This window comes from Mycobacterium sp. NGS63 (assembly GCF_059812295.1).
Map to the genome: position 1 here is coordinate 440,606 of NZ_JCALCJ010000001.1, position 23,203 is coordinate 463,808.

General features: G+C 70.2%; 20 protein-coding genes. 9 read left to right on the plus strand and 11 right to left on the minus strand.

Going from position 1 to position 23,203, the window contains the following annotated elements; translation table 11 throughout:
- Nucleotides 1-100: 100 nt before the first annotated feature.
- Nucleotides 101-547: a PPOX class F420-dependent oxidoreductase gene (locus AC5Y4Z_RS02145; protein WP_499960600.1), complete on the minus strand. Its 447-nt coding sequence runs from the start codon at nucleotides 545-547 to the stop codon at nucleotides 101-103.
- A 50-nt stretch (nucleotides 548-597) separates the two neighbouring features.
- On the opposite strand from AC5Y4Z_RS02145, the gene AC5Y4Z_RS02150 reads away from it, so the two are divergent.
- Genes AC5Y4Z_RS02150 through AC5Y4Z_RS02180 form a run of 7 tightly spaced genes read left to right on the plus strand, consistent with a single transcriptional unit; the run spans nucleotide 598 to nucleotide 7,919 of the window.
- Nucleotides 598-981 carry a MerR family transcriptional regulator gene (locus AC5Y4Z_RS02150; RefSeq protein WP_499960601.1) on the plus strand — a complete coding sequence of 128 codons (384 nt, stop codon included), beginning with the start codon at nucleotides 598-600 and terminating at the stop codon, nucleotides 979-981.
- A 15-nt stretch (nucleotides 982-996) separates the two neighbouring features.
- Complete coding sequence (locus tag AC5Y4Z_RS02155; RefSeq protein ID WP_499960602.1) at nucleotides 997-1,473, plus strand: VOC family protein; 477 nt, start codon at nucleotides 997-999, stop codon at nucleotides 1,471-1,473.
- A 43-nt stretch (nucleotides 1,474-1,516) separates the two neighbouring features.
- On the plus strand, nucleotides 1,517-3,337 hold the full coding sequence (gene fadD11, locus AC5Y4Z_RS02160) for a fatty acid--CoA ligase FadD11 (RefSeq protein WP_499960603.1): 1,821 nt from the start codon (nucleotides 1,517-1,519) through the stop codon (nucleotides 3,335-3,337).
- Complete coding sequence (locus AC5Y4Z_RS02165) at nucleotides 3,334-5,247, plus strand: lysophospholipid acyltransferase (RefSeq protein WP_499960604.1); 1,914 nt, start codon at nucleotides 3,334-3,336, stop codon at nucleotides 5,245-5,247. The genes fadD11 and AC5Y4Z_RS02165 overlap by 4 nt, the downstream gene beginning before the upstream one ends.
- 9 nt (nucleotides 5,248-5,256) lie before the next feature.
- On the plus strand, nucleotides 5,257-5,694 hold the full coding sequence (locus AC5Y4Z_RS02170) for a nitroreductase family deazaflavin-dependent oxidoreductase (protein WP_499960605.1): 438 nt from the start codon (nucleotides 5,257-5,259) through the stop codon (nucleotides 5,692-5,694).
- Between the two features lie 38 nt (nucleotides 5,695-5,732).
- Nucleotides 5,733-7,013: a threonine ammonia-lyase gene (ilvA, locus tag AC5Y4Z_RS02175; RefSeq protein ID WP_499960606.1), complete on the plus strand. Its 1,281-nt coding sequence runs from the start codon at nucleotides 5,733-5,735 to the stop codon at nucleotides 7,011-7,013.
- 12 nt (nucleotides 7,014-7,025) lie between these two features.
- Nucleotides 7,026-7,919, plus strand: a complete 894-nt coding sequence (locus AC5Y4Z_RS02180; protein ID WP_499960607.1) for a phosphatase PAP2 family protein — start codon at nucleotides 7,026-7,028, stop codon at nucleotides 7,917-7,919.
- Here the strand turns inward: AC5Y4Z_RS02180 and AC5Y4Z_RS02185 are convergent.
- On the minus strand, nucleotides 7,911-8,573 hold the full coding sequence (locus tag AC5Y4Z_RS02185; protein ID WP_499960608.1) for a pyridoxamine 5'-phosphate oxidase family protein: 663 nt from the start codon (nucleotides 8,571-8,573) through the stop codon (nucleotides 7,911-7,913). The two genes, AC5Y4Z_RS02180 and AC5Y4Z_RS02185, sit on opposite strands and share 9 nt — an antisense overlap.
- Before the next feature lie 23 nt (nucleotides 8,574-8,596).
- Between AC5Y4Z_RS02185 and AC5Y4Z_RS02190 the strand changes: the two genes are divergently transcribed.
- Entirely contained in the window at nucleotides 8,597-9,904 is a 1,308-nt protein-coding gene (locus tag AC5Y4Z_RS02190) for an aminotransferase class I/II-fold pyridoxal phosphate-dependent enzyme (protein WP_499960609.1), read from the plus strand.
- Here the strand turns inward: AC5Y4Z_RS02190 and mug are convergent.
- From mug to AC5Y4Z_RS02205, 3 genes are all read right to left on the minus strand, one after another.
- A complete protein-coding gene (mug, locus tag AC5Y4Z_RS02195) occupies nucleotides 9,882-10,472 on the minus strand; it encodes a G/U mismatch-specific DNA glycosylase (protein ID WP_499960610.1) in 591 nt (196 codons plus the stop codon). The two genes, AC5Y4Z_RS02190 and mug, sit on opposite strands and share 23 nt — an antisense overlap.
- Before the next feature lie 17 nt (nucleotides 10,473-10,489).
- Complete coding sequence (locus AC5Y4Z_RS02200; RefSeq protein ID WP_499960611.1) at nucleotides 10,490-11,389, minus strand: class I SAM-dependent methyltransferase; 900 nt, start codon at nucleotides 11,387-11,389, stop codon at nucleotides 10,490-10,492.
- 84 nt (nucleotides 11,390-11,473) lie between these two features.
- Nucleotides 11,474-12,703 (minus strand): serine hydrolase domain-containing protein, encoded by a 1,230-nt coding sequence (locus tag AC5Y4Z_RS02205; protein ID WP_499960612.1) that lies wholly within the window; start codon nucleotides 12,701-12,703, stop codon nucleotides 11,474-11,476.
- A gap of 119 nt (nucleotides 12,704-12,822) precedes the next feature.
- On the opposite strand from AC5Y4Z_RS02205, the gene AC5Y4Z_RS02210 reads away from it, so the two are divergent.
- Nucleotides 12,823-12,984: a type II toxin-antitoxin system VapB family antitoxin gene (locus AC5Y4Z_RS02210; RefSeq protein WP_499960613.1), complete on the plus strand. Its 162-nt coding sequence runs from the start codon at nucleotides 12,823-12,825 to the stop codon at nucleotides 12,982-12,984.
- Nucleotides 12,985-13,121: 137 nt separating this feature from the next.
- Here AC5Y4Z_RS02210 and treZ read toward each other — a convergent pair whose 3' ends face one another.
- The 6 genes from treZ to AC5Y4Z_RS02240 form a co-directional block, all read right to left on the minus strand.
- Nucleotides 13,122-14,846: a malto-oligosyltrehalose trehalohydrolase gene (gene treZ / locus AC5Y4Z_RS02215; RefSeq protein ID WP_499960614.1), complete on the minus strand. Its 1,725-nt coding sequence runs from the start codon at nucleotides 14,844-14,846 to the stop codon at nucleotides 13,122-13,124.
- Nucleotides 14,839-17,139, minus strand: coding sequence for a malto-oligosyltrehalose synthase (gene treY, locus AC5Y4Z_RS02220; RefSeq protein ID WP_499960615.1), 2,301 nt, complete (start codon nucleotides 17,137-17,139; stop codon nucleotides 14,839-14,841). Before treY ends, treZ begins: the two co-directional genes overlap by 8 nt.
- Nucleotides 17,140-17,142: 3 nt before the next feature.
- The gene (gene glgX / locus AC5Y4Z_RS02225; protein ID WP_499960617.1) at nucleotides 17,143-19,353 is read right to left on the minus strand and encodes a glycogen debranching protein GlgX; all 2,211 of its coding nucleotides are present in this window, start codon (nucleotides 19,351-19,353) and stop codon (nucleotides 17,143-17,145) included.
- Nucleotides 19,354-19,390: 37 nt separating this feature from the next.
- Nucleotides 19,391-21,532, minus strand: a complete 2,142-nt coding sequence (sucT, locus tag AC5Y4Z_RS02230) for an acetyltransferase SucT (protein WP_499960618.1) — start codon at nucleotides 21,530-21,532, stop codon at nucleotides 19,391-19,393.
- A gap of 78 nt (nucleotides 21,533-21,610) precedes the next feature.
- A complete protein-coding gene (ripD, locus tag AC5Y4Z_RS02235; RefSeq protein WP_499960619.1) occupies nucleotides 21,611-22,375 on the minus strand; it encodes an NlpC/P60 family peptidoglycan-binding protein RipD in 765 nt (254 codons plus the stop codon).
- Nucleotides 22,376-22,786: 411 nt separating this feature from the next.
- Complete coding sequence (locus AC5Y4Z_RS02240) at nucleotides 22,787-23,194, minus strand: hypothetical protein (RefSeq protein WP_499960620.1); 408 nt, start codon at nucleotides 23,192-23,194, stop codon at nucleotides 22,787-22,789.
- Nucleotides 23,195-23,203: the final 9 nt, after the last annotated feature.

Genomic DNA, 23,203 nt, shown 5'->3' on the forward strand with positions numbered 1-23,203 from the left:
TAACAGCGCTCGCCGTCTACTGCGAAGGTCCGCAAATGTACGCGGTTTACGGCGTGTCGGCGTACAGACGCGCACGCTCGCGGGGGTGGGGGGGTGGGGCTCAGGCCAGGTCGATCCGGACGATGGCGCTGTCGCTCCACAGCCCGCGAGCGCGGGCGCGGCGCAGCTTTTCGCGCAGGCTCAGGTCGCGATGAACGTTCGTCACGCCCGGAATCTTGAGCAGCGGCACGATGTTCCACTGCCAGCCGTACCGCTGGTGCAGGATCCGGTTGCCCCGCTCTGCGTCCTCGCCGGATAGGACGGTGGCGCGGCCGGCGAAGGTGGGCGCACCCGCGCGGGCCCGGCCCCGGTAGTCGCACACGGTGAGCTCGACGTCGCCGCGCGCCGCGATCCGCCGCGTCTTCGGGCCCACTTTGGTGCGGAACACCAGCGCCTCGCCGTCGAACCCGAACCAGATCGGGGTGTCGACCGGCGTGCCGTCGCGACGAAACGATCGGAGCAGGGCATAGCGGGAACGGCTCAGGTCGGGAAGCGCAATGTTGAGCATGACCACAGTCAACGACTTAGAGTTGACTCTAAGTCAAGTGGGGAGGTGCGATGGCCCTGACGATCGGTGACGTGGCGCGGGAAGCGGGAATCGCGGCGACCACGCTGCGCTACTACGAACGGATCGGGCTGGTCCCGGAGCCGGCGCGGCTCGGCGGTCAGCGCCGCTACGACCAGTCGGTGCTGGCACGGCTCGAGGTGATCCGGCTGTGCAAATCCGCCGGGTTCGCCCTGGAGGAGATCCAGCTGCTATTCGCCGACGACGCCCCCGGCCGACCCGCCAGCCGCGCGCTGGCGCAGGCCAAGCTCGCCGAGATCGACGCCCAGATGGAGTCGCTGGCCCGGGCGCGCGCCGTCATCGAGTGGGGGATGCGCTGCACGTGCCCGTCAATCGATGCCTGTACGTGTGGAATTCACGCGAAACTACCCGTTTGATCCGAAGGAGCAGCCATGAGCGAGCCGAACCCGATTGCCGTGCAGAACTTCTCGCACGTGTGCATCGGTGTCTCCGACATCGAGGCGTCGCGCGAGTTCTACACCGCGGTGCTGGGCATGGACGTCGTGTTCGACGTCGAGCTCGAGGGGGCGGCGTTGGGTTCGGTGACCGGCGGGGCCGCCCAGCGCGGCCGCATGGTCGGCGGGCTGATCGGCGGCGCCATGGTCGAGCTGCTGTCGCTGGGCACGATGCCCGACGGCCCGAGCGGGCCGCACCTGGGCTACACCAACGTCTCGTTCCGGGTCGACGACCTCGACGCCACCTACGACGACGTGCGGCGCCAGCACCCCGACGTCCGCGCCGAACCACCCGTCGACATCGGGGGAGTGCGGATGTTCTTCATCCAGGACCCCGACGGCACGCCCATCGAACTGCTGGAGCTGCCCGGCGGCCTGACCAGCACGCTGCAGCTATGGCGCCCGAGCGCCTGACGACGTATTCCCCGCCCCTGAGCAGCGACGTACGCTACTTCAAATGACGACCACGCCACGTCCGACCACCTTTTGCGAGGCGTTCCAGCGCACCGCGTCGATCGATCCGGACGCCGTCGCGCTGCGCACGCCGGGCGGCACTCAGGCGCTGACCTGGCGAGAGCTCGCGGCGCAGGTGCGCAGGGTCGCCGCCGGCCTGGCCGGCCTGGGGGTCCGGCGGGGCGACACGGTGTCGCTGATGATGGCCAACCGGATCGAGTTCTACCCGTTGGAGATCGGCGCCCAACACCTTGGCGCCACGTCGTTTTCGGTGTACAACACGCTGCCCGCCGAGCAGCTGACCTACCTGTTCGACAACGCCGGCACCAAGGTCGCGATCTGCGAGGAGCAGTACGTGGAGCGCATCCGCGCCAGCGGCGCGCCCATCGAGCACATCGTCTGCATCGACGGAGCGCCGCCCGGCACCATCTCGGTCGACGACCTGTACGCCGCGGCCGCGGACGACTTCGACTTCGAATCCACCTGGCGCGCAGTGCAACCCGAGGACGTCGTCACCCTCATCTACACCTCGGGCACCACCGGAAACCCCAAGGGCGTGGAGATGACGCACGCCAGCCTGCTGTTCGAGGCGTACGGGCTCGACGCGGTGCTGGGCAGCCGGTTCGGCGACCGGACCACGTCGTACCTGCCGTCGGCGCACATCGCCGACCGGATGATGGCCCTCTACCCGCTGGAGGTGTTCGGCACCCAGGTGACCACCGTCGACGACCCGCGCGCGATCGCCGGGGCGCTGCCCGACGTGCGCCCCACGGTCTGGGGCGCGGTGCCGCGGGTATGGGAAAAGCTCAAGGCCGCAATCGAATTCGTCGTCGCCAACGAGACCGACGAGGTGAAGCGGCAGGCCTTGCAGTGGGCGCTGGGGGTCGCTGCCAGGCGCGCCGCCGCGCTGGTGTCCGGCGAGCCCGAGCCGGCCGAGGCGGCGGCCGAGTGGGCCAAGGCCGACGAACTGGTGCTATCGAAGCTGCGCGAGCGGCTGGGCTTCGCCGAATTGCGCTGGGCGGTGTCCGGGGCGGCGCCGATCCCCAAGGAGACGCTGGCGTTCTTCGCCGGCATCGGTATCCCGATCAGCGAGGTCTGGGGCATGTCGGAGCTGAGTTGCGCCGCCAGCGTGTCACATCCCGACGACACCCGGCTGGGCGCCGTGGGCAAGCTGTTGCCCGGCCTGGAGGGCAAGGTCGCCGACGACGGTGAGTACCTGATCCGCGGCCCGCTGGTGATGAAGGGCTACCGCAAGGAACCCGCCAAGACCGCCGAGGCGATCGACGAGGACGGCTGGTTGCACACCGGCGACATCATCGAGGTCGACGCCGAGGGCTACCTGCGGATCGTCGACCGCAAGAAGGAGCTGATCATCAACGCGGCCGGAAAGAACATGTCGCCGGCCAACATCGAGAACACCATCCTGGCCGCCTGCCCGATGATCGGCGTGATGATGACCATCGGGGAGGCCCGGCCGTACAACGCCGCGCTGATGGTCTTCGACGCCGAATCGGTCGGCCCGTACGCGGCCCAGCTCGGCGTGTCCGACGCCACGCCCGCGGCCCTGGCCGCCCACCCGGAGGTCATCACGCGGGTCGCCGCCGGCGTGGCCGAGGGCAACGCCAAACTGTCCCGGGTGGAACAGATCAAGCGCTTCCGGATCCTGCCGACGGTGTGGGAGCCCGGCGGTGACGAGATCACCCTGACGATGAAGCTCAAGCGCAAGCCGATCATGGCGAAGTACGCGCGCGAGATCGAGGAGCTCTATTCGGCGGAGTTGCCTGATGAGGTCCACGAGCCGGCCGGGGCGGTGCAGCCCGCATGAGCGGGATGCCGCTGCGAAAGTTGCTGCAGCGCAGCGGGATTGTCGACGAGTCCACGGGACCGTTGCCGACCGACCCCGACGAGGTCGTCCAGTTGCTGGCTGCGCCGTGGTACGACGAGCGGCTGATCAAGCTGGCCGACGAGCTCGGGCGCGACCCGGACAGCGTCCGCGCCGAGGCCGCCTGCTACCTGCGCGAGATGGCGCCCTCGCTCGACGAGCGGGCGGTGAGGGCGTGGCGCAGGTTCAGTTGCTGGCTGATGCGGGCCTACGACATCCTCGTCGACGAGGACCAGATCGCCGCGTTGCGCAGGCTGGACCGCAAAGCGACGCTGGCGTTTGCGTTTTCGCATCGCTCCTACCTGGACGGGCTGCTGCTGCCCGAGGTGATCCAGGCCAACCGGCTCTCGCCGGCGCTCACCTTCGGCGGCGCCAACCTGAACTTCTTCCCGATGGGCGCGTGGGCCAAGCGCACCGGGACGATCTTCATCCGGCGTCAGACCAAGGACATTCCCGTCTACCGGTTCGTGCTGCGCGCCTACGCCGCCCAGCTGGTGCAAAACCACGCCAACCTCACCTGGTCGATCGAGGGTGGCCGTACCCGGACCGGAAAGCTGCGGCCGCCGGTGTACGGAATCCTGCGCTACATCACCGACGCCGTCGACGAAATCGACGGCCCCGAGGTGTATTTGGTGCCGACCTCCATCGTGTACGACCAGCTGCACGAGGTGGAGGCCATGACCACCGAGGCCTACGGCGCCGAGAAACGCCCGGAGGACTTCCGCTTCCTGATCCGGCTGGCGCGCCAGCAGGGCGAGCGGCTCGGCCGCGCGTACCTGGACTTCGGCGAGCCGCTGCCGCTGCGCAAGCGCCTCGAGGAGCTGCGCACCCTGGACACGTCGGCGCCCGGGACGGGGACCGAAATCGAGCGCATCGCACTGGATGTCGAGCACCGGATCAACCGCGCCACCCCGGTCACGCCCACGGCGGTGGTCAGCCTCGCGCTGCTGGGCGCGGACCGGTCGTTGTCCATCAGCGAGGTGCTGGCCACCGTGCGGCCGCTGGCGAGCTACATCGCGGCGCGCCACTGGGCGGTGGCCGGGGCCGCCGACCTGACCAACCGCTCGACGATCCGGTGGACGCTGCATCAGCTCGTCGCCTCGGGCGTGGTCAGCGTCTACGACGCCGGCACCGAGCCGGTCTGGGGGATCGGGGCCGACCAGCACTTGGTCGCCGCCTTCTACCGCAACACCGCCATCCACATCCTGGTCGACCGCGCGATCGCCGAGACCGCGTTGCTGGCCGCCGCCGAGACCGCCGTCGACGGCTCGGTGCTGCCGGCGACCGTGCGCGACGAGGCGCTGAGCCTGCGCGAGTTGCTGAAGTTCGAGTTCCTGTTCTCCGCGCGTGCGCAGTTCGAAAAGGAGCTCGCCGACGAGGTGCGGCTGATCGGGCCGGCCGACGACCCGGTGGACACCAGCAGGGCCGCGGGGGCGGCCGACGTGCGGCGGCTGCTGGAACGGGCCGACCTGCTGCTGGCGCACCTGGTGCTGCGCCCGTTTTTGGACGCCTATCACATCGTCGCCGATCGGCTGGCCGACCTGGAGGACGAATCGTTCGACGAGGACGCGTTTCTCGCCGAGTGCCTCGAGGTCGGCAAGCAGTGGGAGCTGCAGCGCCGGATCGCCAGCGCCGAGTCGCGGTCGATGGAGCTGTTCAAGACCGCGCTGCGGCTGGCCCGGCACCGCGAGCTGGTGGACGCGGCCGGGCAGCCTGACGTCGCCGCGCGCCGGCGCGAGTTCGCCGACGAGATCGCCTTGGCCATCCGGCGGGTCAACACAATCGCGGAGCTGGCCCGCCGCACGGTCATGTCCAGCTGCCACAGCCCGGCCGAGCGCCGCGAAGCGCCTTAGGGTGGGGGCATGCCGCTGACAGGTGAATACGCCCCGAGCCCCTGGGACTGGTCCCGCGAACAGGCCGACAAGTACGCCGCATCCGGCGGAACCGAGGCCGCGGACATGAAGGGCAAGCCCATCATCCTGCTGACCACCGTCGGGGCCAAGACCGGCAAGCTGCGCAAGACCCCGCTCATGCGCGTCGAGCACGACGGCGTGTACGCGATCGTCGCCTCGCTGGGCGGGGCCCCGAAGCACCCCGTCTGGTACCACAACGTCAAGGCCAACCCGCGCGTCGAGCTGCAGGACGGCGGCGTCACCCGCGACTACGACGCGCGCGAGGTGTTCGGCGACGAGAAGGCCACCTGGTGGGGGCGGGCCGTGGAGGCCTGGCCCGAGTACGCCGAGTACCAGACGAAGACCGAGCGCCAGATCCCGGTGTTCGTGCTGACCCCGGTCGGCTGACTTCCGGTACCGGGCGCCTGGCATGGCACCATTGATCGGTGTCCGCTGAACTGAGCCAGAGCCCCGGGAGTCTGCCGCTGACCGCGGCCGACATCGACACCGCGGCGCAGCGGATCGCCCCGGTGGTCACCCCCACCCCCCTGCAGCACAACGACCGGTTGTCGGCGATCACCGGCGCCGAGGTCTACCTCAAGCGCGAGGACCTGCAGGTGGTGCGGTCCTACAAGTTGCGCGGCGCCTACAACCTCCTGGTGCAGCTGTCCGCCGACGAGCTGGCCGCGGGCGTGGTGTGCTCGTCGGCGGGCAACCACGCGCAGGGCTTCGCGTTCGCGTGCCGGGCGCTGGGCGTGCACGGCCGGGTGTACGTGCCGGCCAAGACTCCCAAGCAGAAGCGCGACCGGATCCGCTACCACGGCGGGGAATTCATCGAGCTGATCGTCGGCGGGTCGACTTACGACCTGGCCGCCGAGGCCGCGCACGCGGACGTCGCGCGCACCGGCGCCACCCTGGTCCCGCCGTACGACGACCCGCGCACCATGGCCGGCCAGGGCACCATCGCCGTGGAGCTGCTCGATCAGCTCGACGGGGAGCCGGACCTAATGGTGGTCCCGGTCGGCGGCGGCGGCTGCGTCGCCGGCATCACCACCTACCTCGCCGAACGCACGGCGAACACGGCGGTGCTTGGCGTCGAGCCGGCCGGCGCCGCGGCGATGATGGCCGCGCTGGCCGCGGGCGAGCCCGTGACCCTGGACCACGTCGACCAGTTCGTCGACGGCGCGGCGGTGAAGCAGGCGGGCACGCTGACCTACGCCACGCTGGCCGCCGCCGGCGACATGGTGTCGATCACCGCGGTCGACGAGGGGGCGGTGTGCACCGCCATGCTGGACCTGTACCAGAACGAGGGCATCATTGCCGAGCCGGCGGGCGCGCTGTCGGTGGCGGGCCTGCTGGAGGCCGACGTCGAGCCCGGGTCGACGGTGGTGTGCCTCATCTCGGGCGGCAACAACGACGTGTCGCGCTACGGCGAGGTGCTGGAGCGCTCGCTGGTCCACCTCGGGCTCAAGCACTACTTCCTGGTGGACTTCCCGCAGGAGCCGGGCGCGCTGCGCCGGTTCCTCGACGAGGTGCTCGGCCCCAACGACGACATCACCCTGTTCGAGTACGTCAAGCGCAACAATCGGGAAACCGGCGAGGCGCTGGTGGGGATCGAGCTGGGATCGGCCGCGGACCTCGACGGGCTGATGGGCCGCATGCGCGCGACGGACCTGCACGTCGAAACCCTCGACCCGGGCTCGCCGGCCTACCGCTATCTGCTGTAGGCGCCTCTTGACATGAACGAGCCGTATGGAGGGGGTACGGCCGGGTTCGGCCTGGTCAGCGCCGGCACCCTGGTGTTCCTGGCGCTGCTGGTGACCGCGGCGATCTGGATCGGCCGGCGCGAGCGCCTGCTGGGCCGCGCGTGGGCGCTGACGTCCGACGCCGCGGTGCTCACCAGCCGCGCGCTGACCTGGGCCCGCGACCGGGTCACGGCCCGGGGATGGGCGTGGGCCCGCCGGCTGCCCGCCGACGAGGTCGCCGCCGTCGCGCTGCTGCTCGGGCTGGGTGTGGTCGTGGCGGTGGCGGTGGGCTTCACCGAGGTGCTCGACGACGTGCTCGAGGGCGACGGCATCTCCGGCATCGACCGCCCGACGGCCCGGTGGCTCGCGGCTCACCGCGACCTGTGGCTGACCGCGGCACTGCGCGCGGTGACGATCGGCGGCGATCCCCGCTTTCTGGCCGCGCTGGCGTTCCCGATCGCCGTCGTCGCCGGCCGGCGGTGCCGGTCGTGGCGGCCCGTGCTGCTCGCCGTGGCGGCGGGCGCCGGGATCGCGCTGATGCTCTTCACGGCCAAGGCGCTGGTGGGCCGGCAACGCCCGCCCCTGCCGTTCGCCGCGGTCGCCGCCGACGGCTATTCCTTCCCGTCCGGGCACGCGACCGGGACCGCCGCGATCCTGGTCGTGACGGCGTGGATGGTGACCCGCTGGCTGGTCACCCCGTGGGTGGGCCGGGTGATCGTGTGGGCCGTGGGGATCGGTGCGGCGCTGGTGATCGGGTATTCGCGGGTCTACCTGGGCGTGCACTACGTCAGCGACGTGCTGGCCGGTTGGCTGCTGGGCCTGGCTTGGGCCTTCGTCGTCATGCTGGTCGGGTCGTGGTGGACCGACGGCCGGCGGGCGTCACCGTAGATACGCCGGCACCGGGGTGCCGGGGGCGAGGTCACCGGCCGGTACCGGCGACCCGGGCGTCAGGCGCAGCGGCACCAGGCCGGCCCAGTGCGGCAGCGCCTGGTCCTCCGGGTCGTCGACGGGCTCGCCGGCGCGCACCTTGGCCGAGACCTCGGCGAGGTCGAGGGCGAGCACGCCGGTCGCGGCGAGCTCGCGCGCGTTGGGGGAGCGGCAGTCGTCCGCGCGTCCGGGCCGGATGTGGTCGAGCAGGGCGCGCAGCGCCCGCATCTTCTCCGCCGGGTCCTCGACCACACGCGCGGCGCCGCGCGCGACCACCGAGCGGAAGTTGACCGAGTGGTGCATGGCCGAGCGGGCCAGCACCAGCGCGTCGACCAGGGTGGCGGTGACGCAGACCTCCAGGCCCGCCGGGGCCTGTTTGGCGGCCAGCATGGGGCCGCCGCCGGTGGAACCGTGCAGGTAGAGGGTTTCGCCCAGGCGCGCATGCGTCGTCGGAAGCACCACCGGGCCGCCGGCGCCCAGATAGCCCAGATGACAGATCAGTGCCTCGTCGAGGATCGCGTGCACGGTCGCGCGGTCGTACGCGGCGCGCTCCCGGTAGCGGGTGGGCGTGGTGCGGGTGGTGGGGCGGTAGTCCACGGGATTGCCTTCCGACATCGTACTAGTACATAATAAACCTCGTGCCAGTACAATATATCGGGTCGGGCGCGCAGTCCATAGCCGCCAGCGTCGAAGAGGCCATTTCCGGCGGCGCTCTGGCCCCCGGCGACGCGCTGCCGCCGATCCGCGAGCTGGCCGGCCGGCTGGGCGTCAACGCGAACACCGTGGCCGCGGCCTACCGGCTGCTGCGCGATCGCGGGGCCGTCGAGTCGGCCGGGCGGCGTGGCACCCGGGTGCGGCGGCGCCCGGCGACCACCCCGCGTTCGCTGCTGGGGCTCGACGTCCCCGCGGGTGTCCGCGACCTGTCCACCGGCAATCCCGATCCGGCACGGTTGCCGATCGCGCTCGGCCGGTCCCCGCGGCCCAGGGCGCTGCTGTACGGGGAGTCGCCGATGTCGCCGGAGTTGGTCGCGCACACCCGCGCGGCCTTCGTCGCTGACGGCGTCCCGGCCGAGCATGTGGCGGTGACCAGCGGTGCGCTGGACGGCATCGAGCGGGCCCTGACCGCGCACCTGCGCCCGGGCGACCGGGTGGCCGTCGAGGATCCGGGCTGGGCAAACCTGCTGGATCTGCTTGCCGCGCTTGGTCTTTCGGCCGAGCCCATGCGTGTCGACGACGACGGCCCGCTGGCCGCCGACATGGCGCGGGCGCTGGACCGCGGGGCCCGCGCGGTGGTGGTCACGAATCGCGCGCAAAACCCGACCGGTGCCGCGCTGTCCGCGGAGCGCGCGGATGCGCTGCGCGCCTTGCTGATTGGCTGCGAGGTGCTGCTCGTCGAGGACGACCACTGCGCGGGCATCGCCGGGGCGCCGCTGCACACGCTGGCCGGATCGACGGGCCACTGGGCGTTCGTGCGCTCGGCGTCCAAGGCCTACGGCCCCGACCTGCGCGTCGCCGTGCTCGCCGGTGACCGCCGCACCGTCGAGCGCGTGCACGGCCGGCTGCGGCTCGGGCCCGGCTGGGTCAGCCACCTGCTGCAGGATCTCGCGGTCAGCCTGTGGTTGGACCCGGCGGCGGCCCGCGTCGTCGGGGAGGCCGAGGCGCGCTACACCGGCAACCGCACGGGGCTGCTGGGGGCGCTGGCCGAGCGCGACGTCGCCTGTTGTGGGCGGTCGGGCCTCAACGTGTGGGTCCCGGTGCCCGACGAGACGGTCGCGATCACCCGGCTGATCGGCGCGGGCTGGGCCGCGGCGCCGGGGTCGCGGTTCCGGATCCGCACGGGTCCGGGAATGCGCGTCACCGTCGCCGATTTGGGTGCGCACGAGATCGATCCGCTGGCCGACGCGATCGCCGGCGCGGTGCGCGCTACCGGTCGTTCCAGCGTGTAGGGATGCCCGCCGCGCGGGCGATTTCGCCGTAGGCGGCTGCGAGGCCGGGCAGCGACGCGTGGGCGTTGCGGCCACTCGGATTGGGGACCACCCAGAGCTCGGTCGCCGGGTAGGGTGACGCCTGTTTGCCGGCCGTTGCCCGACGGTCGCCGAAGGCGGCGCGGTACGCGGTGATGCCCAGGACGGCGACCACCCGCGGCGAGAAGCGCCGAATCGTCCGGTGCAGCTTCCGCCCGCCCGCGACGAGCTCGTCGGCGGTGAGTTCGTCCGCGTTCGCGGTCGCCCTCTCGACCAGGTTGGTGATGCCAATCCCGCGGTCCAGCAGGTACTTTCGGTCGTCGGGTGCAAAGCCCGACGAGGCATCGATCAGGCGTTCGGTGATGCCCGCGCGGTAGAGCGCCGGCCAGAACCGATTGCCGCGCGGGGCGAAATGGGCCTGCACCGCAACGGTTCTCAACCCGGGGTTGATTCCCACGAACAGCAGCCGGACCTCGTCGGAGATCAGGTCCGGCAGGGTCTTGCCGCGGAACCGTTGCAGCTCGTCGCGCGTGAACCGGAGCTCGTCCATAGCGCCCGGCGGTGTCCCTAGCCGAGGGTTGCGGTCAGGTAGCCGGAATCGCCGCCGAAGGCGGCCAGCTCGTCATCGGGCAACTCGAAACCGTTGGCGGCGTAAGCCTGCTCGGTGGTCTGGATGTCCACCCGCCAGCCGTGTCCGGCGAGGTACTCGGCGGCGGTGTTGCGCTCGCCGGTGTAGAACAGCTCGGCCAGGTTGATGTTGGAGCCGATGCGGCGGGACCGCTCGGTCAGCCGCTGCGCCCAGTCGTCGGGGACGCTGCGCATGTCCAGGTGTTCGGTCGCGATCCGGCTGCCGGGCGCCGAGAGCGCGACGATGTCGTCGAACAGGCGGTCCTGAGCCTCGGGCGGCAGGTACACCAGCAGGCCCTCGGCGCTCCACGCCGTCGGCTGCGCGGGGTCGAATCCGGCCGCTCGCAACGCCGCCGGCCAGTCGTCGCGCAGGTCGATCGCGGCCGTGCGGCGCTGCGCGGTGGGCTCGGCGCCCAGGCCCGCCAGCGTCCGCGTCTTGAACTCGATGACCGCGGGCTGGTCGATCTCGTACACCGTCACCCCGGCCGGCCACGGCAGGCGGTAGGCCCGGGTGTCCAGGCCGGACGCCAGGATCACCGCCTGCCTGATGCCCGTGCCCGTCGCGCGCAGGAAGAAGTCGTCGAAGTAGCGGGTTCGCACGGTGATCTGCTCGTTCATGGCCTGCCGATTCAGCAGGGGATCGCGGCCGGGCCCGAGCTCGCCGTCGATCAGCTTGATGAACGTGTCGATGCCCACCGCCCGCACCAGCGGGTCCGCCCACGGGTCATGGAGCAGGGCGTCCGGGCCCTGGGAGGCCATCGCGCGCGATGAGGCGACGGCCGTGGCGGTCGCGCCGACGCTGGACGCCAGATCCCAGGTGTCGTTGTCCGTGCGGGTCATCCGCGAGTCCTTTCCGCGGACGCTTTCGCGCGCGCATTACTTAGGTCGTTTAAGTGATACGTCCACTGTACGCCTCGCTACGGTTCAGACTTGGGGTCTGGCTTTCAGGACGTCGTGAAACAGGGCCTGGCGGAGGGCGAGTTCCCGGGGATCGCTGACGAGGTGAAAGCCCAACTTGTTCATCACGTAGCCGTATCCGATGCCGGTGTCCGGGTCGGCGAACCCAAATGAGCCGCCGGCTCCCGGGGTCCCGAAGGCATTGTCCGATGAACCGAAGACGCACACGGGGATCGGCTTGTTGAAGCCCAGGGAGAACGTCGAGTCGACGTGCAGCACCTTGTCACGCAGCCCGTCGGTCGGGGGCAGCGCGGGCCGCTTCAGGGCGTCGAGCGTGCTCGCGTCCAAACCGAGCGCCGGATCGCCGGTGGCGGCGGCGCCGTACAGTTTGGCGATCGCCCGCGCGGTGCCGGTGCCGTTGACGGCGGGCATCTCTGGCACGCGCAACTCGTCGCGGTTGAACACCGCGGGGTTATTGATTCCCTTGACGAAAACCAGCGATCGGGCGGACAGGCTGCGCGGGCTGGCCAAGGCCAGCGCGAACCGCGGCGGCATGGTGTTCATGTGCAGGAGCAGCTTCGGGAACGACCAGGCATGCAGGTGCGCGACGCGGTCGCGGTCGACGGAGTCCGGCAGCCCTATGTAGAAGTCGAGCCCGAGGGGGCGGGCTATCTCGTCGGCGAAAAACCGGCCCAGCGAACGCCCCGCGGGGTCGACCCTGCGGATCAGCTCGCCCTCGTACCAGCCCAGCGTGATTCCGTGGTAGCCGTGTCGCGTTCCGGGCGTCCATGCCGGTTTTTGCGCCGCAAGCTTGGCGGACATCTTCGGTGGGTCGGCCAGTTCCTGCAGCGTCAGCGGCGGGTCGACGGCGACAAGCCCGGCTTGATGCGCCAGCAGTTGGCGCACGGTGATTTCGTGTTTCGCGGATTGTGCGAACTCCGGCCAGTAGTCGGCGACTTTGGCGTCGTACGAGAGGTGGCCGCGCGCGGCGGCGACCGCAACAGTAAGGGAGGCAACGCCTTTGGTGGTGGAGAACACGTTGACGAGGGTGTCGCGCTCCCACGGGGTCTTGGTGGTGCCGTTGCGGTAGCCGCCCCACAGATCGACGACCTTGCGGCCCTCCCGATAGACCGCGATCGCGGCGCCGATCTCCTGTCCGCTGTTCAGGTTGCGACGGAACGCGTCGGCGACCTTGCTGTAGCCCTCGTCGACGTCGCCTCCGACGAGGTCGGTAGGGATCTGAGCCGTTCGGGCCATGTTTGCTCCATCCGTCCGCGTGTAGCGGTCGATGGTAGCGGTGGATGGCCGCAGTTTGCATAGTTGGAGAATGGCGCGCACCGGCATCGACATCGACGACGAGCTAGTCATCCGAGGTAATGCGGCGGTTCGGCCTCAGCACGAAGGAAGCGGCCGTTGACCTTGCTTTGCGGCGGTTGGTCGGTCCGCCGTTGACGCGGGAGTTTCTGTTCGGACTCGAGGGGATCGGGTGGGAGGGTGATCTCGACACCTTGCGAAACGAACAGCCCGACAGCTTCTGATGATCGTTGTCGATACGTCGGCCGGTCGAAGTACGTCGGCTCGAACGACTCGTGAACGGCCTGCCATCTGAGCTCGCGAGCAGACGCAAAAGCACCCAAAACGGCGCGTTTTTGGGTGCTTTTGCGTCTGCTCGGCATTAACTACAGCGCAGGATCGCGAACGAATGTCCTTCCAGCACAGTGCTGTCGGCGCCGACCTGTGGTTCGCCCCACGCGAGCACCACCGCACCGGCGACCGGCAGCGTCACCGGCTCAGCGCCGAGGTTGCACAGGATGCGCAACCGGCCGCGGTGCACGACGATCCAGCGTTGCTCCTCGTCGAACTCGACGGTCAGGTGCTCCAGCCAGGCATCGGCCAGGTCGGCGTCGTTGCGCCGCAACGCGATCAGGTCCCGGTAGACGGCCACCAGGCGGGCGTGTTCCCCGAAGTCGACCTCGCCCCAGTTCAGCTTGGAACGCAGGAAGGTCTCCGGGTCCTGGGGGTCGGGAATCTCGTCGGCGTCCCAGCCGTGCTCGGCGAACTCCTCCTTGCGCCCCTCCGCGGTGGCCCGCGCCAGATCCGGTTCCGGGTGGGAGCTGAAGAACTGGAACGGGGTCGACGCGCCCCACTCCTCGCCCATGAAAAGCATTGTGGTATAGGGCGATCCGAGCACGAGCGCGGCCTTGACCGCCAGCTGGCCGGCGGTCAGATTCTGCGAGGGGCGATCCCCGAGCGCCCGGTTGCCGACCTGGTCATGAGTGCAGGTGTAGGCCACCAGCCGGCCGGCCGGAACGGAATCCGTATCCAGCGGCCGGCCGTGGCGGCGGCGCCGGAACGACGAATACGTGCCGGCGTGGAAGTAGCCGCGCCGCAGCGTCTCGGCCAGCGTGGCCAGCGATCCGAAGTCCGCATAATAGCCCTGCCGCTCGCCGGACACCGCGGTGTGGATGGCGTGGTGGATGTCGTCGGCCCACTGCGCGGTCAACCCGTAGCCGTTGCGGTCGCGCGGGGTGATCAGCCGCGGGTCGTTGAGGTCGCTCTCGGCGACCAGCGAAAGGGGACGTCCCAATTGGCTGGCCAGCCAGTCGGTTTCGGTGGCGAGCTCCTCGAGGATGTGGATGGCCGTCGTGTCGACCAGCGCGTGCACGGCGTCCAGGCGCAGGCCGTCGGCGTGGAAGTCGCGCATCCAGCGCAGCGCGCACCCGATGATGTAGCGGCGCACCTCGTCGGAGTCGGCGTCGGCGATGTTGATGCCCTCGCCCCACGGGTTGCTCGCCGACGACAGGTACGGGCCGAACCGCGGCAGGTAGTTTCCCGACGGGCCGAGGTGGTTGAACACCGCGTCGATCAGGACGCCCAGCCCGCGCGCGTGGCAGGCGTCGACGAACCGGACCAAACCGTCGGGGCCGCCGTAGGGCTCGTGCACGCTGTACCACAGCACCCCGTCGTATCCCCAGCCGTGGGTGCCGGCGAAGGAGTTGACGGGCATCAGCTCGACGAAGTCGACGCCGAGATCGACCAGATGGTCCAGCCTTTCGATGGCGGCGTCGAACGTGCCCGCGCCGGTGAAGGTGCCGACGTGCAGCTCGTAGATCACCGAACCCTCGACCGTCCGGCCCGGCCAGTCGCCGTCGGTCCACGGCGCCGCGGCGGGGTCCCACAGCTGCGAGCGCTCGTGCACCCCGTCGGGCTGGCGGGCCGAACGCGGGTCGGGCAGCACCGTGGGGTCGTCATCGAGCAGGAACCCGTACCGGGCGTCCGCCGGCGCCTCGACGTCGGCGTGCCACCAGCCGTCGCCGGAGCGCGTCATCGGGTGCACGGTGCCGTCGACATCGAGGCGAACGAGCTCGGGTTTGGGCGCCCAGAGGCGGAATTCAGTCATGGTGGCGTTCCAGCAGCACGACGGGCAGGTCGGCGAAGAGCTGGGCCGCCGACGTCGGTCCGTCCGCGACGGCCCCGCTGAGCGCGTCCTTCCAGGTTCCGTCGGGCAGCGGCAGCACCGTGTTGCCCCAGCCGGTTTCGGTCAGCCGCACGGTCCAGCGGGTCACCGCGACCACGATGTCGTCAGCGCGGCGAAACGCGACCACGTGCTCGGCGGCCTCGCCGTCGGCGAGCACGGGCGCGTAGTCGCCGCGCAAGAACGTCTCCGGATGGGTACGGCGCACCCGCAACGCCGTCGTGACGACGCGAATCTTGGGATGCTGCAACTCCTTCAGCGCGGTGCGGCGGGCGGCGTAGTCGACGGCGCGACGGTTGTCGGGGTCGACGAGGCTGTCGTCCCACAGCTCGGTGCCCTGGTAGACGTCCGGAACCCCGGGCACGGTGAGCGCGAGCAGCTTCTGGCCCAGCGCGTCGCTGGCGGCGTGCGGGTTGAGCTTGGCCACGAGCTCGGTCAGCTGGCCGGCCACCGGTCCGTCGAGCACGGTGTCCAGCCAGCGGTGCACCGCGTCCTCGAAGTCGGCGTCCGGGTCGTGCCAGGTGGTGTGCCAGGCCGCCTCCCGGATCGCCTTCTCGACGTAGGCGTGCAGCCGGGCGCGCAGCTCGTCGGTCACCTGGCCGCCCACCGGCCACACGCCGAAGATGTTCTGCCACAGGAACTGTCCGGTCGCGGGGTCCGGGGAGGGGGCCTGGACCTCCCAGCGGGCGAGGAACTCGGTCCACAGCGACGGCACCTGGGACAGCACGCCGATCCGGGCCCGCACGTCCTCGCCGCGCTTGGTGTCGTGGGTGGTCAGGGCCGACATCGTCTGCGGCCACAGCCGGGCACGCACCGCGGCGCTGTGATGGAACTCCGCGAGCCCCACGCCGAAGCGGTGCGGCTCGCCGCCCACCTCGTTGAGGGATACCAGCCTGGCGTCGCGGTAGAACAGGCAGTCCTCGATGGCCTTGGCGGTCACCGCGCCGGACAGCTGCTGCAGCCGGGTGGCGGGCTCGGGGTCGTTGGCCAGTGCGGCGGCGAGCACCTCCAGCGCGGGCCCCAATCGCGGTGACTGCGCCTGGGTTTCGGCCAGCGCGGTGGGCAGCAGCGCGACCAGGCCGGGGTAGTCGCTGCGGTACACGTCGATGTGGGTGAGCAGGGCGGCCACCGCCTCGGGCAGCAGCGGGTGATCGGTGCCCGCCGCCGCGACGATGGACCGCCGCAGCCGGGCCAGCTCACTGGCCAGGGTGTCGCTGGCCGCGCGGATCTTGAGCTCGGCCAGCAGCTTTGGCATGGCCCGGTAGTCCATGCCCGCGGAGTCGACGAGCGCGGTGAGCGCGTCTTCCCCGGCGGGGTCGACGAAGACGCCGCCCACCTGCCGCAGCACGTCGTAGCCCGTGGTGCCGGCCACCGGCAGCGTGGGCTCCAGCGCCTCGTCGACGGCCAAAATCTTCTCGATGACGATCCAGGCGTCCGGTCCCACCAGCTCGCGCAGCCGCGCCAAATACCCGCAGGGATCGGACAATCCGTCGGGGTGGTCGATGCGCACGCCGTCCACGAGACCCTCGGCGAACCAGCGGGCGACCTCGGCGTGGCTGGCGTCGAACACCGCGCGGTCCTCCTGCCGCAACCCGGCCAGCGAGGTGATCGAGAAGAAGCGCCGGTAGCCGCACACCCCGTTGCGCCAGCCCACCAGCCGGTAGTGCTGCGCGTCGTGAACCTGCGGGCCGCTTCCTTCGCCGGTGCCGGGGGCGATGGGCAGCGCCAGGTCGCCCAGGCGCAGCAGGTCGCCGTCGACCTTCAGATCGGCCACGTCGTCGTCAGAACCCAGGATTGGCAGCACGATTCGGCCGTCGTCGTCCAGGTCCCAGTCGATGTCGAAGAACGCCGCGTACGGCGAGTCCCTGCCGTGCCGCAACACGTCCCACCACCAGGCGTTCTGCTGCGGGTCGTCGATGCCCACGTGGTTGGGGACGATGTCGACGACCAGGCCCATGCCGCGCGCGCGGGCGGCCGCGGACAGCCGCGCCAGCCCGTCTGGCCCGCCCAGCTCCGCCGACACGCTCGTCGGGTCGGTGACGTCGTAGCCATGGTTCGAGCCGCGGGCTGCGGTCAGGATCGGCGACAGGTACAGGTGCGAGACCCCGAGCTCGTCCAGGTAGTCCAGCAGGTTTTCGGCGTCGGCGAAGGTGAACGCGAACCCGCTGGACTCACCCCGCAGCTGCAGCCGGTAGGTGGACGAAACGGGTAAGGCCATGCGTCACAGCGTCTTACGAAGTATCAGCAACGAACGCGAGGGCAGCGAGACCTTCTCCCCGGCGTTCACCACCAGGTCGGCGTCGCCTGTTGGATGGTTGGTGTCGAGCTCCGCGGTCCACTCGGCGGCGTAGTCGTGGTTCGGCATCGCGAACTCGATCGGCTCGTCGCCGGCGTTGAAGCACAACAGGAACGAGTCGTCGACGACCCGCTCGCCGCGGGCGTTGGGCGCGGTGATGGCGTCGCCGTTGAGGAACACCGCCACGCACTTGTGAAAGCTCTGGCCCCAGTCCTCGTGCGTCATCTCCCGGCTACTCGGGTTCAGCCAGGCGATGTCGCGGACCTCGTCGCCGGTGCGGATCGGCTCGCCCTCGAAGAAGCGGCGCCGGCGAAATACCGGGTGGTTCCTGCGCAGCGTGGTGACCTTGCGCGCGAACGCCAGCAGGTCCGAATTCTTGTCCACCAATGACCAGTCCATCCAAGACAATTCGGAATCCTGGCAGTAGACGTTGTTGTTGCCGTTCTGGCTGCGCCCGAACTCGTCGCCGTGGGCGATCATCGGCGTGCCCTGGCTGACCATCAGCGTCGCCCAGAAGTTGCGCATCTGCCGAGAGCGCAGCGCAACGATGTCGGGGTCGTCGGTGGGGCCCTCCACGCCGCAGTTCCACGAGCGGTTGTGGCTTTCGCCGTCGCGGTTGTCCTCGCCGTTGGCCAGGTTGTGTTTTTCGTTGTAGGACACCAGGTCGGCGAGCGTGAACCCGTCGTGGGCGGTGACGAAGTTGATGCTGGCGCTGGGGCGCCGACCGGTCACCTCGTAGAGGTCCGACGACCCGGTCAGCCGGGAGGCGAACTCGCCCAGGGTTGCGGGCTCCCCCCGCCAGTAGTCGCGCACAGTATCGCGATACTTCCCGTTCCACTCCGTCCACAAACCCGGGAAATTCCCGACCTGGTAGCCGCCCTCGCCGACGTCCCACGGCTCGGCGATCAGCTTGACCTGGCTGACCACCGGGTCCTGCTGCACCAGGTCGAAAAACGCGCTCAGGCGGTCGACGTCGTGCAGTTCGCGGGCCAGGGTGGCGGCCAAATCGAAGCGGAACCCGTCGACGTGCATCTCGGTCACCCAGTAGCGCAGCGAGTCCATGATCAGCTGCAGCACGTGCGGGTGGCGGGGGTTGAGGCTGTTGCCGGTGCCGGTGTAGTCCTTGTACAGCCGCAGGTCCTCGTCGACGAGCCGGTAGTAGGCCGCGTTGTCGATGCCGCGGAAGTTGATCGTCGGACCGAGGTGGTTGCCCTCGGCGGTGTGGTTGTAGACCACGTCGAGGATGACCTCGATGCCGGCCTCGTGGAAGCTGCGCACCATGGACTTGAACTCGGCGACGCTGGAGCGCCGGTTGGCCGCGTACTGGTTGTGCGGGGCGAAGAAGCCAAAGGTGTTGTAACCCCAGTAGTTTCGCAGCCCCAGATCCAGCAGCCGCGCGTCGTGCATGAACTGGTGCACGGGCATGAGCTCGATCGCGGTGACGCCCAGTGACCTGAGGTGGTCGATGATCACCGGGTGGGCGAGCCCGGCGTAGGTGCCCCGCAGCTCCGGCGGCACGCCGGGGTGGGTCTGGGTCATGCCCTTGACGTGGGCCTCGTAGATGACGGTCTCGTGGTAGGGCGTCAGCGGCGCGCGATCCGACCCCCAGTCGAAGAACGGGTTGCTGACCACGCTGGTCATGGTGTGGCCCAGCGAGTCGACCATGGGCGCGGTCGCGGGGTCGGCCGGGTCGGCGTCGGGATCGTCGGGGTCGACCGCCGCCAGGTCGTAGGAGTAGAGCGACTGGCCGATGTCGAAGTCGCCGTGGAAGGCCTTGCCGTACGGGTCGAGCAGCAGCTTGCTCGGGTCACACCGGTGGCCCGCCGCCGGGTCGAAGGGCCCGTGCACGCGGAATCCGTAGCGCTGGCCCGGCGTGATGTTGGGCAGGTAGGCGTGCCAGACGTATCCGTCGACCTCGTCGAGGGGGATTCGCGTCTCGCCGCCGCGTCCGTCGATCAGACACAGATCGACCTTCTCGGCGATCTCGGAGAACAGCGAAAAGTTCGTCCCCGCACCGTCATAGGAGGCGCCGAGCGGATATGGGTTGCCCGGCCACACGGTGGCCAGCCGCGGCTGGGCCCTGCCGGCATCGGGTCCGCCGGAGTCTGCTTCCCGGCTCGGTTGGTTCGTCGGCATCACTTGACCTTAACCGCGCCCGGGACGCGCGTGCCCGTCACCACCAGCCGGTGTTGGCCCCGATCTGACGGCCGAGCTCGTCGGTCATGGTCCGCACGTAGGTGGGGGACAGGTGGTGGGCGCCGTGGTAGACCAGCACGTTTCCCTCGACCGGGCGGCAGACGTCGGTGCGGCAGATCGCGTTAGACATGTCGAGGACCTTCAGCAGCGGGAACTGCGTGACGAAGTCGAGGGTCTGGTTGCGATCGGAAAGCAGATCGGAGCGCTTGACCGCGCACGACTGCGCGTTGCCGCCCTTCTTGGCCAGGCAGTCCGCGGGGTCGAACGGCTTGCCGTTCTTGACCAGCCACGGGGTGTCGCGCATGCCGAGGATCGGGATGTTGTTGTCCGACAACGTTTTCCAGATGCCGATGTAGGTCGCGGGCATCACGTCGCCGCTCTTGATGTTCCACGGGCGCGTCGTCGTGGTGAACACGTAGTCGGGGCGGTCGGCGACCAGCTTGCTCATCGTCCGTTGCACCCACTCGCGGCACTGCGGATACGGGGCGTTGTTGCCCATGATCAGCGGCACTTCCTCGGTGGACAGCGGGCAGCCCATCTTGAGGTAGGTCACCACCTTGAAGTGGTGCTCACGGCCGAGGAGATCCAGCGCGGGCAGCCAGTGCTCCGCGTGCGAGCCGCCGGCCAGGGCGATGGTCTGGGGCGCGGCCACGTCGCCGTAGGCGCAGTTGACCACCGCCGGGTTGACGAAGTCGGCGATGCAGCCGTCGCGGGTCGAGGCAGGCAGGTCGTCCTTGACCTCGAGCACGCTGGGCCGCATCGGCAGCGCCGGCACCCGCAGGTGCTGGGTCAGGGCGCGCGCGCCCGGATAGTCCTGCGGGTTGAGCACGGACAGCTCCTTGCCCGCCGCGCGCAACACCGTGACGTGCTGACGCCAGGTGAACGACGTCGCGGTCAGCGTGACGCCGAGCAGCACCACCATCGATCCCAGCGCCATCGTGGGCCGGCGCAGCCGTGACCAGACGGGCGGCGCGGGACTCGCCGGCTTGCGGGCGCCCGCGGGGGAGCGGGAGCGCAGCGGATCCTCGACGAGCCGGGTGGTCAGGTAGGCCAGCACCCCGGACACCACCAGCACCGCCGCGCCCTCGACGAAGTTGGCGTGCCGATGTCCGCTGTAGGACAGCCAGAAGATCAGCAGCGGCCAGTGCCACAGGTACAGCGAGTAGGCCATCGCGCCCAGCGCCACCAGCGGCCCGGCCGCCAGCACCCGGTTCGGCAGCGGCATCCGGTCGCCCCGCAGGTTGGCGCCGGCGAGGATCATCAGCATGGTGGCCCCGACCGGGACCAGCGCCCACGGGCCGGGAAATTCCTTGACGCCGTTGATCAGCGCGCCGCACGACACGATCGCCGCCAGCGCGACGGTGGCGACGGCGCCGCGCAGCCACATCGGCCAGCGGACGCGCGGCACCACCGCGCCGACGAGCGCGCCCAGCAACAACTCCCAGGCCCGGGCGAAGCTGTCGTAGTAGGCGACCGCCTGGTTGTCGTTATGCGCGACGATGGCGTAGCCGAACGACGCCGCCGTCAGCGCGCCGAGCAGCACCAGGAACACGGTCCGCCGGTGTGGCCGCCGCACGAGGTAGGCGCACCCCGCCACGAGCAGCAGGAAGGCGACGTAGAACTGGCCCTGCACCGACATGGACCAGATGTGCTGCAGGGGGCTGACGGCCTCACCCGCGCGCAGGTAGTCCGAGGCGGTGTTGGCCAACTCCCAGTTCTGGTAGTAGCCCAGGCTCGCCAGGCTCTGGTCGGCGAACGTCTCCCAGCGGGTCTCCGGCTGCACCAGGATGGTCAGCACCGCGCAGCCGGCCAGGACGACGACCAGCGCGGGCAGCAGGCGGCGCACCAGCCGCGTCACCTCGGCGACCGGCGACAGCGACAGGTGAGGGCTGAGCGCGGCGCGCAGGATCTTGCCGCCGAAGAAGAACCCGGACAGCGCCAGGAACACGTCTACGCCGCCGGACACCCGCCCGAACCAGACGTGGAACATGGCCACGAGCGCGATCGCGATGCCCCGCAGGCCGTCGAGGTCGTAGCGGTAGAAACCCCTACCAGGAGCCGTCTCGGACACCGGTTTCGCAGGGGCAACCGGTGGGTGGGGCGGTGACAGGCTCTGCATGGTCAACCGCTAACTTACCCAAACCCGCCCCCCGCTCCCGCACGCCGGCGGTGCGGCGTGGCTGCTCAGCGCGCGGAACTACCGCGTGATGCCGAAGGGGGCCTGCTGGGCCGGCACCTGCTGCGCCGGCGGCTGCAGCAACGGCAGCTGCTGCAACTGCGCCTGCTGCAGCGGGGCCTGCTGGGCCGGGACTTGCTGAACTGGCGCCTGCTGGGCGGGCGCCTGCTGGGCCGGCACCTGCTGCAGCGGAGCCTGCTGGGCCGGCACCTGCTGCACGGGCGCCTGCTGGGCCGGGGCCAGCTGCGCGGGCGCCTGCTGGACCGGGGCCTGCTGGAACGGCGTCTGCTGGGTCCCGAGCACCCGGACCAGGTACGGCGTCATGCCGTTGGCGCGCACCGGCGAGACCTGGACGACGTCGCCGACCTCCAACATCTGGTTGTTGCCCAGGTACATCGCGACGCTCTGTGTGCCCTCGGGACCGTAGAAGAGCAGGTCACCGCGGCGCGCCTGCTGCGGCAGCACCTTCTGGCCGACCCGGTACAGCTCACCCGACGAACGCGGCAGCTTGATCCCAGCACCGGCGTAGGCGTACTGCATCAGGCCCGAGGCGTCGAAGCCGACGGTCATGGCGCCGCTGCCCTTGCCGCGGGTGGGGCCGGTGACGCCGCCCCCCGCCCACGAGAACGGCACGCCGCGCTGCGACAGACCGCGCATGACCACGATGTCGGTGGCCTGTTGGTAGTCCATCGACCGGGCGCCCGGGTCGGCGGTCGCTATGCCCGCGGTGGCCAGGGGGGCGACCAGCATCGCGAGACCGATCGCGACTGCAGAGATGCGTTTCATGGGGATCCCCACCTTCTTGGGTCCTGGGCCTCTGTCGCGGTGACTTCGCGCATCGGCCGCTGTTGCAGGTGGCGAGGGCCGCCCCGTCGGGGCCCTGCGCCGCTGCATGACGCTTGGCGCGCGCCCGGCCGGCCTCGCCGCCCGAATTCACACCAGTCACTACAGACACTTTTACAACAGAAGCGGCGGCCCGAAAATAGCTGGTGAGCTCCACGAAGGATTTTTTGTCGTACCGTGACCGGACGGTGACTGGCGGTGCGCCCGATCGGCGCGCATTGATTGTGAATCCCGGGCTTCGCGAGTGAATCCTTGGCGGAAAAACCGCGAGAACGGCGCCCTCAGCTCACAGGCAAAGCCACCAGCTCACAACGAAAGCTCGTGGGCTCAAGACTTAGCGCTGACTAGTGGCCCTCAGAGCCAATAGCGCTCGCTGAAGGTGGTCAGCACCGAACCGACCACCGCGCTGACGATCAGCAGGGCCAGGGACAGCACCGGCCAGAAGGACATGTACCAGCCCTTCAGCAGCGAGACGAACGGGCCGATCCCGGCCGCGGCGATGGCCGCGCCGATGCCGCCCCACGCCAGCGGGCGGATGTAGTAGTCCACCCCGGGGGGCACCGGCCCGCAGCTGTCCCCGTCGCACACGTGGGACAGGAAGCCGAACAGGCGCGTCGGCCAGGTGGTGGCCGTCGCCAGGACGACCAGCAGCGCCAGCAGCGTCACGGTGCAGACGACGTCCCAGGCTGCGATGCGCAGCCGCAGGACACGCGGCGCCCGCTTGTGCTGGTCGGGCTGGTGCGGCTCGGGCATGGCGGGCATGGGCTTAGA